Genomic DNA, 12,524 nt, shown 5'->3' on the forward strand with positions numbered 1-12,524 from the left:
CGCGCGGCCGCGCAGCCGCCGGTGGACCGCGACGCGGCGCCGGCGGGCGGTCGGTGGCGGGCGGTCGGTGGCGGGCCCGAAAAAAAATGGTTGCCAGAAGGACACCATCGGGGGCGTGACCCTCCGAACGCGGGGTACCGGAGTGCATGGGCCGGTTACGGCCACGGCGCGCACAAAGTCGGGACAGGCCGTCCTGCCTCGATTCCGTTCCGGTCGGGGTGTATGGGCGGCGCAATTGTCGGGCCAACTCGACCCGCAGCGGGCTTGTTTGACTTCGATACCGAACTGTGATTAGCATCGGTTTCCAGACGGAAACCATTCTTCCCGTGACCGCTGAATTATTCACTGCCCCGGCTCGCGATTCTCGCAGCACGCACCAGTGAGATCGCTGAAGCCATTTCCCACGGACAGCACGCCGAGGAGATCAGCGATGATGGAAAACAGCTCCTCCGACTCACCTCCGGGTTTACCACCGGTCCTGCCGCCGGGCCCCCCTCTCGTCCTCACCTCGCTGTTCGAGGAAGTGGTCCGTGGCAACCGCGAGGCCGTAGCCCTGGCACAGGACGCACAACGCGTCACCTACGACCAGCTCAACCGGCGGGCCAACCGCATGGCCCGTCATCTCGTCGGCCGGGGAGTGGCGAAGGGCGACCGTGTCGGTGTGCACATGCACCGGTCCCCGGACCTCTACGCCGTCGTACTCGCGGCCCTCAAGGCCGGCGCGTGCGTGGTGCCGCTCGACCCCGGGCATCCCACGGAGTTCGTCGGCCGCATCCTGCGCGAGGCCGGCACGGCAGTGGTGGTCTGCGACAGCCCGGACGGCCTGCCCGCCGGCGCCCGTGACGGCGCGCTCACCCTGCCCGACCTGGCGCTGCACAGCGAGGGCCTGGACGACGGCGACGCCGCCGCCGGCATCGAGCCGGAGGACACGGCGTTCCTCATGTACACCTCCGGGTCCACGGGGAAGCCCAAGGGCGTCCGGATCGCCCACCGGGGACTGGCGCGGCTGGGCCCGCACAGCGGCCCCCTCGACATCACCCCGCAGGACGGCCTGACCCAGTCGGCCGCCTTCTCCTTCGCCGCGTCGACCATCGAGATATGGCTCGCCCTGCTGCACGGTGCCACGCTGCTGCCGATGCCACCCGGGCTGCCGTCGCTCCCCGCGCTGCGCGCGGCCGTGGAGGAACGGGGCGCCACCGTGCTCAGTCTTCCGTGCGGCCTGTTCAACGCGCTGGTCGACCAGGAGCCGCAGACGCTGAGGAACGTCCGGATCGTGCTGCTCAGCGGCGACTTCCCCTCCCCCGCCCACCTGCGCAGAGCCCTGGCGCACACGGACGCCACCCTCTACAACGGCTACGGCTGCACGGAGAACTCCTCGATCACCGCGCTGCACCCACTGACGCCGGCTGACGTGCCGGACGGCGCGGGCGTCGTACCGATCGGCAGACCGCTGCCCAGCGTCACGCTCGAGGTGTACGGCCCGGCCATGCGTCCCTGCGCCACCGACGAGGTGGGGGAGCTGTGCGTGGGCGGGACCGGCGTGGCCCAGGGCTACGCCGGCCAGCCGGAGCTGACCGCCGAGAAGTTCACCCCGGCACCCGGCGGCGGACTGCTGTACCGCACGGGCGACCTGGCCCGGCGGAACGCGGACGGTGACATCGTGCTGGTCGGGCGGTCCGACAGCATGGTGAAGATCCGCGGTTTCCGGGTGGAGACCAGCGCCGTGACCCTGGCCCTGCGCTCCCTCGACGGGATCGCGGACGCGGCGGTCAAGGTGTTCGAGGACGACACCCGCGAGAAGAGCCTCGCCGCCTTCTACACCACCGGCGACGGCAGGCCCGCCGACCCGTCGGACCTGGTCCGCCGGCTCTCCGTACAGGTGCCCTCCTACATGGTCCCCTCCTCCTTCCACCATCTCGGGAAGATGCCGACGAACGTGAACGGGAAGATCGACCGCACCGCGCTCACCCTTCCCGCGCCGTCCGGCGCCCCGAAGCGGAAGTCCACCGAAGAGAAAGGCCGAACAGTCATGCAGAACCCCCTCGAAGCAGTCGTCCTGCAGTCCTGGATCGAGATCTCCGGAATGGAGGACTTCTCGACCACCGATTCCTTCCTCGGCCATGGCGGTAATTCCCTCCATTTCGTGCAACTGGCCTCCCGCCTGCAGAAGATATTCGGGACCGAGGTCACCACCGAGTCCGTTTTCCGGCACGGCACGGTGGAGCAACTGGCGCGTTTCATCGAGGAAAGCCGTGATCAGGCGCGGAGCACCTCGACTTCCAACGGCTGACGGAGTTCCCGACAGCGACCGGCACACGTGCTGTCCGGTCGCGCTATTCCTCCGGAGGGCGACGGACCCGTGAACGATCCCCTTACCTCGGCAATACTGGATGTGGCGCGGAGAACGCTCCAGGCGCCCGGTCTCGGACCGGACCAGCCGTTCTCCGAGTGCTGCGACGACCCCCGGCTGCTGGACGAACTGAGCGCGGTACTGGGGGCGGTGCTCGCCGTCGACCTGCCCGCCGCCGAACTCCGCCGCGAGGGCACCGCGGCAGCGGTGGCCGAGCGCACCGTACGGGGGCGCCCCGCCGACCGCTGGCGCGAGGTGGAAGCCGGCTCCGCGCCGCGGACCGGCAACGCCACGGAGGCCGGTTACGGCCAGCGCGGCATCTGGCTCATCGACCAGTACCTCCCCACACCGCAGGCGTACAACGGGCCGTTCCTGGTCCGGCTGCCGTTCCGGCTGGACGGGGAGCGGCTCCGCCGCTCCGTCGCCGGGGTGCTGCGCAGGCAGGAGATACTGCGCACCACCTACGCGCTGCGCGACGCCCGGCTCCTCCAGGTCGTCTCGGACGACGACACGGCCTTCCACTACGGCGTCGAGCACTACGACGGCGAGAAGGAACTGGACGCCATCGCCCAGCGGGTGGCGAACACGCGCCTGGACCTGGAGCACGGGCCGGTGACCTCCGTGACCTGCGCGCTCGGGCCGGGCGAGGAGAGCGCGATCGTCTGCAACATCCACCACATCGCCTCGGACGCCGCCTCCGCCGGTGTCTTCCTGCGGGAGCTCCTCGACGCCTACGACCGGATCGGACGCGGTCTGCCCGTGGAGGCGGTGCCCGGCCGTCCGGACTACGCGGACTTCGCGCACTGGCACCGCGAGCACCTGACGCCGGAGAGGACCGCGGAACTGCTCGACGAGTGGGCCGAACGGCTGGCCGGGGAGCTGCCCGTACTCGACCTGCCGGCGGACCGCCCCAGGCCCGCGGCCCAGGAGCACCGCGGAGCGACCGTCCCGCTGCGTGTCCCCGCCGAGGTGACCGGGCAGCTGGAGCGGCTCGCGGAACGCGAGGGCGTGACGCTGTTCATGGCCCTGCTCGCGGTGTACGGCGTGTTCCTCGGCAAGATGGCCCGTCAGGAACGCGTGCTCGTGGGTTCCCCGGTCTCGCTGCGCGACGACCCCGGTACGCGCGATCTCATCGGCTACTTCGTCAACATGGTCGTCCTGCGCCAGGACGTCTCCGGCTCGATGAGCGTGCGCGAGGTCCTGCGGCAGGCGCGGGAGGAGGTCGCCGGCGCCCTGCGGCTGAAGTGGGCCCCGTTCGACAAGGTCGTCGAGCGCCTGAAGCCGGAGCGGAGCAGCGGTCACACCCCCGTGGTCCAGACGATGATCGTGCTGGCCGACTCCGGTTCCGCGGCGTACGCCCCCGACGGCACCCCGTTGCACGTCCGGCGCGGTATGGCGCACGGCGCGAAGTACGACCTCTCCGTGGTGTTCGCACGCGAGGAGGACGGGCTGCACGGCACGCTCGAGTACGACGCGCACCTCTTCGACGAGGACACGGCCAGGACGATGGGCGAGCGTCTGAACCGGCTGCTGGGCCGCTTCGCGGCGGCCGGACCGGACGCCCTCGTCCGCGATCTCGGCCTGCTGTCCGCCGACGAGGAGCGGGAGCTGCCGGCCCGCAACGACCTGGTCGACACGCGCGCGCTCCCCGTGCCGGTGGACGAGCTGTTCGAGCGGCAGGCGTCGGCCACGCCGGACGCCGTCGCGGTGACGGACGGCGGCCGCTCGTGGACGTACCGGGAGCTGGACGAGCGGGCCGACCGGCTCGCCCACGTGCTGCGTGAGGAGGGGGCGGAGGCGGGCCGCCGGGTGGGCATCAGCCTGCCCCGCTCGATCGACATGGTCGTCGGCCTGCTCGGCGTCCTGAAGTCCGGCGCCGCCTACGTCCCGGTGGACCCGTCCTACCCGCCGGAGCGGGTGGCGTACATACTCGACGACGCGGGCGTCCTCCTCGTACTCACCGACAGCACCGTCGGCGCGGAACTCCCCTCCGGCACACGGCTCTTCGAGATCGACCGGCAAGCGGACCGGATGGCCGCGGCCCCTTCCTCGAGCCCCGGGCGGAACAGGACGCCCGACGACGAGATCTACGTCGTCCACACCTCCGGGTCGACCGGCGCCCCGAAGGGCGTGGTCATCCGGGACCGCACGGTGGGCAATCTCGTGCGCGCCCAGCACGGGATATCCCCCTGCGGGGCCGAGGGCACCACCCTGCAGTACATGACGCTCTCCTTCGACGTCTCCGTGATGGAGATCCTGGGGACGCTGTGCGTCGGCGGGACGCTCGCCCTGATACCCGACGAGTTGCAGAAGGACCTGCACCGGCTGGCCTCGTTCGTCGCCGACCAGGACGTCACGCGCCTGTACCTGCCCTACATCGCGCTCCAGCGGTTCGCCGCGGTCGCGGTCGCGGAGGGCCTGCGGTGCGAGGGACTGCGCGAGGTCACCTCCGTGGGCGAGGCCCTGGTCGTGTCCCCGCAGATCCGGGAGTTCTTCGCCCGGCACCCCCGGGCCCGGCTGCTGAACATGTACGGCCCGTCCGAGACCCACCTGGCCACCTGGCACGAGCTCTCCGGCGACCCCTTCGAATGGCCCGAGGCCCCGCCCATCGGCCGCCCGATCGAGGGCATGAGGCTCCTCGTCCTCGGCCCCGACCGCGAGCTCCTGCCCGCCGGGGTCACCGGTGAGCTGTACATCGGCGGCCCGCACATCTCGCCCGGCTACCACGCGAGGCCCGAGGAGACCGCGCGGCGGTTCGTCGCCGATCCGTACGACCGAGCCGGCGGCCTCCTGTACCGCACGGGCGACCTCGTCCGGTGGAACGGCCGCGGCGACCTGGAGTACCTGGGCCGCGCGGACGACCAGATCAAGATCCGCGGCTACCGCATCGAACCCACCGAGGTCGAGGCCGCCCTCGACGCCCTCGACGGGGTGAGGAGCTCGGCGGTCGCGGCGGTCGGGTTCGGGCCGGGCGACCGGCGGCTGGTCGCCGCGGTCACCGGGGACGGCGCCGACGACGACGGGCGGCTGCGGGCCGCTCTGGCCGCACGGCTGCCGGGCTACATGCTGCCCGCGCACATCGTCCGCCTGGACCGGCTCCCCACCACCCCCAGCGGCAAGATCGACCGCGCCGGGCTGGCCGGCAGGCTGGCCGACGAGCTGCGCGACCGGCACTCGGAGGACCGCGCCGGGGCGGTGGAAGCGCCGAGGAGCGGAATCGAGCGCGAGATCGCCGACGAGTGGTCGGACGTGCTGGGCACCGGGTCCATGGGGCGGGACGAGGACTTCTTCACGCTGGGCGGCAACAGCATCATCGCCACCGAGCTGGTCTACCGCCTGCGGCGGCTGTTCGACATCGACATACCGCTGCGGACGCTGTTCGACAATCCCACCGTCGCCGGCATGGCCGCGCGGATCGAGGAGCGGCGTGCGGGCGACACCTCGGCGTTCACGAGCCCCTCGGCCGACCTGCGCGGCGACGTGACCCTGCCGGACCCGGTGCGGGCTGGTGACCGCGAGACGGTCCCGGTGGCCCGGGCGACCGGGGTCCTGCTGACGGGCGCGACCGGTTTCCTCGGCAGCTACCTCCTGCGGGACCTGGCAGCCGCCCCCGGAAGTACCGTCAGCTGCCTGGTGCGCGCGGCGGATCCGCAGTCCGCCCTGGAGCGGCTGCGCGCCACGGCGGCCACGTACGGCATCGCGGACGACATCGCCTGGGAGCGGGTGCGCGCGGTGCCCGGAGACCTCGCCCGCGCGCGCATGGGGCTGTCCGACGCGGACCACGCGGCGTTGGCCGGCTCCGTACAGGTGGTCTACCACGCGGCGGCACACATCAACTTCGTCCTGCCGTACGCCTCGGTGAAGCCGACCAACGTCGACGGCATGCGGTCCGTGCTGGAGTTCGCCGCCACGGGGCCGCTCAAGCCGGTGCACTACATGTCGACCATCGCGGTGTTCCCGCCCGGCCAGGAAGCCGGGCCGATCACCGAGGAGGCGGTGCCCCGGACGAGCGAGGGACTGGGCATCGGCTACACCCGGAGCAAGTGGGTGGCCGAGGGGATCGCGCGGCTCGCGCGCGCACGCGGCATACCGGTGACCGTCTACCGCATCGGCCGGATCTCCGGGGACAGCGTCAGCGGCGCCTGCCAGGCCGACGACTTCCTGTGGCGCCAGATCAAGAGCTTCATCGAGCTCGGTTCGGCCCCACCCGCCGGGGAACTGCGGACGGACCTGCTGCCGGTGGACTTCGTCAGCCGGGCCGTCGTCGCCCTCTCCCGCGATCCCTCCGCCGAGGACGCGACGTTCCACCTCTTCCACCCCCGCGGCTCCGACTTCACCCCGGTGCACGCCGCCGTCCGCGAGTGCGGCTACGCGCTGGAGACGGTGCCGGCCGACGAGTGGCTGACGCGCCTGGAGGAATCGGCCCGCCTTCCCGGCGGCAACGCCCTGGCGGCGGCCGTCCCACTGTTCCGGGAAGGCGCGCTGGAACTCGGCGAGAACACCTACGGCAACGAGAAGACGTCCCGGCTGCTCGAACGTCTGGGTCTGCGCTATCCCGACATCGACCGCCGGTCCCTGACCCGCATGATCCGCTACTTCGGCTCGACCGGGCAGCTGACCGGTCCGCACCGTGCGCGGCAGACCGCGTAGGACAGCCGTCCAGCGGCTCGTCCGTTCCAGACATCCGCAGGCGCCCACCCCACGGGACGCCTCAGAGCGAAGGGCCGACAGCATGTCCCCCAACCCCTTGCCGAGCGCCGAACACGACCCGCTGATCGCCTCGATGGTGGCCGGACTGCCCGCCCGTCAACAGCCCCGGTGGCCCGACAGCTCCCTCCTCCCCCAGCTGCACGCCCGCCTGGCCGGCGAACCGCCCCTGGTCTCGTACGACAGCGTCAAGTCCCTCGGCGGGCTGCTCGCCCGCGCCGCCGAAGGCGAGTTCTGCCTGCTCCAGGCCGGTGACTGCGTGGAGCTGACCACCGAGTGCGAGCCGCGCCACATCGCCCGCAAGGTGGAGATGCTGGATGTGCTCGGGGACATCATGTGCACGAGTTCCGGGCTGCCCGTCCTGCGCGTCGGACGGATAGCCGGCCAGTTCTCGAAACCCCGTTCCCAGGACTGGGAGACCGTGCACGAGGAGCGGCTCCCGGTGTACCGGGGACCGGCCGTCAACGCGCCGGGCCCGGACCGGGCGGCCCGCACCCCCGACCCCTCCCGCGTCCTCGCGGGCATGCGGGCCGCCCGCTGCGCCGTCACCGCCATCGACCGGCTCGGGCGCGGTGAGGGCGCCCCGCCGCAGGACCGGGTGTGGACCAGCCACGAGGCGCTCCTGCTGGACTACGAACTCCCCCAGGTCCGCCGGAACGGCGAGGGTGGCAGCTACCTGGCCTCCACGCACTGGCCGTGGATCGGTGAGCGCACCCGCCAGGCGGACAACGCGCACGTGCGGCTGATGGCCGAACTGGACAACCCGGTGGCCTGCAAGATCGGCCCGGAGGCGACGCCGGACGAGGTGCTGGCCGTGTGCGCGGTGCTCGATCCGCACCGCACACCCGGCAGGCTCACCCTCATCGCCCGGTTCGGCGCGGGCCAGGTCGCCCGGGTGGCACCGCTCGTGCGGGCCGTGAAGCAGGCCGGGCACCCCGTGCTGTGGATGTGCGACCCCATGCACGGGAACACCGTCAGGACGCCCGAGGGGCTCAAGACCCGCAAGCTCGACGCGATCATGTCGGAGATCCGGCAGTGCATCGACGTGGTGTCGGAGAACTCCGGGCGGTGCGCCGGGCTCCATCTGGAGGCGTCCCCCGACGACATCACCGAATGCGACGGAGCGGGCCGGTCCCCGGTGCCGGGCCCCGGCTACCGGAGCCTGTGCGACCCCCGGCTCAGCCTGGTCCAGGCCGTGGCCGCCGCCGCGCACTGGCGTCTGCCCGTGGGAGCGGTGGCATGAGCGCGCCCCCCGGATCCGCCGTGCGGGCCTGGGCCCCGCACGCGCTGCTGCCACCGCCCGGAGAGCCGTTCGCGGTCCTGCACCGGCCCGGGGACGACCACGCGGCGCCCGTGGAGGTCCTGAGCGGACCGGTCCGCCGCGCGGACGGCCTCGGCGCCCTGGGCCTGGACCGGCCCGCCGCGGCGGGCGGGCGGACGGAGGGGGCGGACACCCTGGTGCTGGCCCCCTACCGGCAGATCCGCGAACGCGGCTTCGCCCACCCCGACGACCGCGAGCCCCTGCTCGCCATGGAGGTGCGGGAACGGCGGCACGTACCGCTGGACCGGATGCTCGAGCGCCTGCCGGACCGGGCGCCGCGGGTGGAGGAGCCCCGTTTCGACGTCGGCGACGACGCGTACGCGGCGGCGGTGGACGGCATCGTCCACCGTGAGATCCACCGCGGTGAGGGCTCCAACTTCGTGCTGGCCCGCAGCCTGCACGGCAGGATCCCCGACTTCGACCGGGACGCCGCGCTCGCGGTGTTCCGCGGGCTGCTGACGGCCGAGACCGGCGCGTACTGGACGTTCCTGGTGTTCACCGGGGACCGGTACCTGATCGGCGGCACCCCGGAGCAGCAGGTGCGCGTCCGCGGTGACCGGGTGGAGATGAACCCCATCAGCGGCACCTACCGGTACCCGCGCACGGGTGCGGACCTGCCCGGGCTGCTGCGTTTCCTGCGGGACCCGAAGGAGACCGACGAGCTCTGGATGGTGGTGGACGAGGAGCTCAAGATGATGACGTCCCTGTGCGGCCGGGACGTGCGGGTCAGCGGTCCGTCCCTCAAGTCGATGTCCCGGCTCGCGCACACCGAGTACTACCTCTCGGGGCGCTCGGAGCGCCCGCTCAGCGAGATCCTGCGCACCACCATGCCGGCGCCGACCGTGACGGGCAGCCCGGTGGAGAACGCCTGCCGGGTGATCGAGCGGTACGAGCCGCAGGGACGTGGCTACTACAGCGGGGTCATCGCGCTGCTGGGCCACGAGGGCGGGCAGCGCCGGCTGGACGCCGCCATCATGCTGCGCACGGCGGACCTCGGTACGGACGGCACGGTCCGGCTGACGGCGGGGTCCACGGTGGTGCGGGAATCGGTGCCCGCCCACGAGACGGCCGAGACCACCGCCAAGCTGTCCGGCCTGCTCGACGCGCTGTCCGGCCGGCGCGTTCCGCAGGCTCCCGTCCCGGCCCCGGCCGCCGGTCTGGCCGGCGCCCCGGCGGTGCGCGGAGCGCTCGCCGCGCGCAACGACGGGCTGGCGGCCTTCTGGCTGGAGGGCGCCGGTCCGGCGGGCGTGACGGACGCCGCGGACACCGAGGTCACGATCGTCGACGCCGAGGACGGCTTCACCTCCATGCTCGCCTACCAACTGCGGTCGCTCGGGTGCCCGGTACGCCTGGTGCCGTGGCACCGCGCGGAGGAGACCGTCGAGGCCGGCGGTGCCTCCGGCGCCCCGGGGGTCGTCCTGCTCGGTCCGGGTCCCGGGGATCCGCGCGACCTGGCGAACGCCCGGGTGCTCGCGCTGCGCGCGGTGGCCGCCGAGCGGCTGGCGGGCGCCCTGCCCCTCGCCGCCGTCTGCCTCGGGCACCAGGTCGTGTGCACCCTTCTCGGACTGCCCGTCACCCGGCTGCCCGATCCCGCGCAGGGCAGGCGGCTGCGCGTCCCGCTGTGGGGCAGGACGCGCCTGGCCGGCTTCTACAACAGCTACACGGCGCGCGCGGACGAGGACTGGGTGCGCGCGGACGACGTCCGGGCGGGCCCGCTCCCGTCCGGCTCGGCCGTCCAGGTGCAGCGCCTCGGCGACGAGGTCATCGCCCTGCGCGGGCCCGCCCTGTCCACCATCCAGTTCCACGCGGAGTCGTTCCTGACCGAGGACGGCCCGGGCATCCTGGCCGATCTGCTGGCCGGTGCGCGGGCACCGGCCGGGACGGACCGGACGGCCCTCCACGAGAGCAGGGGGACTCATGAACACGCCTGACGGCGCGGTACGCACCGCGCCCCGCCCGATCGACCCGCGCGCACTGCGCAGCTGCATGGGCCAGTTCGCCACCGGGGTCACCGTCATCACCTGCCGGCGGGGCGACCTCGTCCACGGCACGACGGTCAACGCCTTCACCTCGGTCTCGCTGGACCCGCCCCTGGCCCTGGTGGCCCTGGACCGCCGCAGCCGTGCGGCGGCGCTGCTGCTGGAGGAGGGCGGATACGTCGTCAACATCCTCGACGAGACGCAGCGCGACCTCGCCATGCACTTCGCCGGCCGCCCCATGCCCGGCCCGGTGCCCTGGGTGGACGAGAGCGGGCCCCATCCGCGGCTGGCGGGCACGGTGGCCCACCTCGTCTGCCGCCCCTGGCAGGTGCACGACGGGGGCGACCACACGCTGCACATCGGCAGCGTCGAGGAGTTCGAGAGCCGGCCGGGGCGGCCCCTGCTGTTCCACCGCGGCGCCTTCCCGGAACTGGCGCCGGACGAGTCCGGCGCCGCCTGGTCGCTGTGCCTGGACGGCATGGACCCGGTGGAGCACTTCCACGCACGCCACGAGACGGACGAGACGAGGGACTGACGACATGACGGAGAGGGACGATGTGACCGGCACCACGGCGGACTCCGGCGACCGGACGGACGCGGCACCGCGCCGCGTGACCCGGCCGCTGACGGGTGACGAGTACCTGGAGAGCATCAGGGACGGCCGCGAGATCTGGGCGTACGGGGAGCGGGTCGACGACGTCACGAAGCATCCGGCGTTCCGCAACACGGCGCGGATGACGGCACGCCTGTACGACGCCCTGCACGACCCCGAGCACCACGACACGCTGACCACGCCCACCGACACCGGCAGCGACGGTTACACGCACAAGTTCTACCGGGTGCCGCGCAGCGTGGAGGACATGGTCGGGGACCGGGACGCGATCGCCCGGTGGGCCCGGCTCACCTACGGCTGGATGGGCCGGAGCCCCGACTACAAGGCGAGCTTCCTGGTGACGCTGGGCGCGAACCCCGACTACTACGGGGACTTCGCGGAAAACGCCCGGCGCTGGTACGCCGAGGCGCAGGAGCGGGTGCTGTTCTGGAACCACGCGGTGATCAACCCGCCCGTGGACCGCCACCGGCCGCCGGACGAGGTCGACGACGTGTTCGTGCACGTGGAGAAGGAGTGCGACGACGGCCTCGTGGTCAGCGGTGCGAAGGTGGTGGCCACGGGGTCGGCCCTGACCCACTTCAACTTCGTCGCGCACTACGGCCTGCCGGTGAAGAAGAAGGAGTTCGCCCTGGTGGCCACGCTGCCGATGGCGGCTCCGGGGGTGAAGCTGATCTGCCGTCAGTCCTACGAGCTGGCCGCCAGCCGCATGGGCAGCCCGTTCGACTATCCGCTGTCGAGCCGGCTGGACGAGAACGACACCGTCTTCATCCTGGACAAGGTGAAGATCCCCTGGGAGAACGTCTTCATCTACGGGGACACGGCGAAAGCCGGCACCTTCCTGAACACCTCCGGATTCACGCACCGGCTCACGTTCCACGGTGTCACCCGGCTCGCGGTGAAACTGGATTTCCTGGCCGGTCTGCTCCTCAAGGGCCTGGACGTGACGGGGACTAAGGATTTCCGGGGAATCCAGACCCGGGTCGGCGAGGTGCTCGCCTGGCGAAACATGTTCTGGGGCCTCAGCGACGCGATGGCACACAATCCGAATGCGTGGCACGACGGCGGACTGCTGCCGAACCTGGATTACGGCATGGCTTACCGCTGGTTCATGACCATCGGATATCCGCGTGTACGCGAGATCATCATGCAGGATCTCAGCAGCGGCCTCATCTACCTGAACTCGCACGCCAAGGATTTCCAGAATCCCGAGCTGCGACCGCATCTCGACCGGTACATGCGGGGCTCCAACGGCTACGACTCGGTGGAGCGGGTCAAACTGATGAAACTGATCTGGGATTCGGTGGGCACGGAGTTCGCGGGGCGTCACGAGCTGTACGAGCGCAACTACTCGGGCAACCACGAGAACGTGCGCATCGAGCTCCTGATGGCGCAGACGGCCTCCGGTCTGGTCGACGGCTACCGGGGCTTCGCCGAGGAGTGCATGGCGGAGTACGACCTCGACGGCTGGACCGCTCCGGATCTGATCGGGCCCGACCAGGCATGAGTGCCGTGGCGGACCGCGTCCGGGGGCGGCCGGCCGGTGTCCGGCCGGCC

6 protein-coding genes are annotated in these 12,524 nt (G+C 72.1%); all 6 read left to right on the top strand.

The genetic code is table 11. The features are described 5' to 3' along the window. Positions 1-430: 430 nt before the first annotated feature. Entirely contained in the window at positions 431-2,290 is a 1,860-nt protein-coding gene (locus tag ABZ371_RS19930; protein ID WP_358681219.1) for a non-ribosomal peptide synthetase, read from the top strand. Between the two features lie 102 nt (positions 2,291-2,392). Further along, the gene (locus ABZ371_RS19935; protein WP_358681222.1) at positions 2,393-7,000 is read left to right on the top strand and encodes an amino acid adenylation domain-containing protein; all 4,608 of its coding nucleotides are present in this window, start codon (positions 2,393-2,395) and stop codon (positions 6,998-7,000) included. A gap of 82 nt (positions 7,001-7,082) precedes the next feature. Next, positions 7,083-8,300 (top strand): 3-deoxy-7-phosphoheptulonate synthase, encoded by a 1,218-nt coding sequence (locus ABZ371_RS19940; protein WP_358681225.1) that lies wholly within the window; start codon positions 7,083-7,085, stop codon positions 8,298-8,300. After that, positions 8,297-10,309: an anthranilate synthase family protein gene (locus ABZ371_RS19945; protein ID WP_358681228.1), complete on the top strand. Its 2,013-nt coding sequence runs from the start codon at positions 8,297-8,299 to the stop codon at positions 10,307-10,309. Before ABZ371_RS19940 ends, ABZ371_RS19945 begins: the two co-directional genes overlap by 4 nt. Then, positions 10,296-10,892 carry a flavin reductase family protein gene (locus ABZ371_RS19950; protein ID WP_358681231.1) on the top strand — a complete coding sequence of 199 codons (597 nt, stop codon included), beginning with the start codon at positions 10,296-10,298 and terminating at the stop codon, positions 10,890-10,892. The genes ABZ371_RS19945 and ABZ371_RS19950 overlap by 14 nt, the downstream gene beginning before the upstream one ends. A 4-nt stretch (positions 10,893-10,896) precedes the next feature. Next, on the top strand, positions 10,897-12,474 hold the full coding sequence (locus ABZ371_RS19955) for a 4-hydroxyphenylacetate 3-hydroxylase N-terminal domain-containing protein (RefSeq protein ID WP_358681234.1): 1,578 nt from the start codon (positions 10,897-10,899) through the stop codon (positions 12,472-12,474). Positions 12,475-12,524 lie beyond the last annotated feature (50 nt).

It is taken from the genome of Streptomyces sp. NPDC005899 (assembly GCF_040629645.1).
In the GTDB taxonomy this organism is placed as follows: domain Bacteria; phylum Actinomycetota; class Actinomycetes; order Streptomycetales; family Streptomycetaceae; genus Streptomyces.

Bases quoted from the DNA above. Each gene is read 5' to 3' on its own strand.
- ABZ371_RS19930 (WP_358681219.1), top strand. From the start codon at position 431: ATGATGGAAAACAGCTCCTCCGACTCACCTCCGGGTTTACCACCGGTC.
- ABZ371_RS19940 (WP_358681225.1), top strand. From the start codon at position 7,083: ATGTCCCCCAACCCCTTGCCGAGCGCCGAACACGACCCGCTGATCGCC.
- ABZ371_RS19945 (WP_358681228.1), top strand. From the start codon at position 8,297: ATGAGCGCGCCCCCCGGATCCGCCGTGCGGGCCTGGGCCCCGCACGCG.
- ABZ371_RS19950 (WP_358681231.1), top strand. From the start codon at position 10,296: ATGAACACGCCTGACGGCGCGGTACGCACCGCGCCCCGCCCGATCGAC.
- ABZ371_RS19955 (WP_358681234.1), top strand. From the start codon at position 10,897: ATGACGGAGAGGGACGATGTGACCGGCACCACGGCGGACTCCGGCGAC.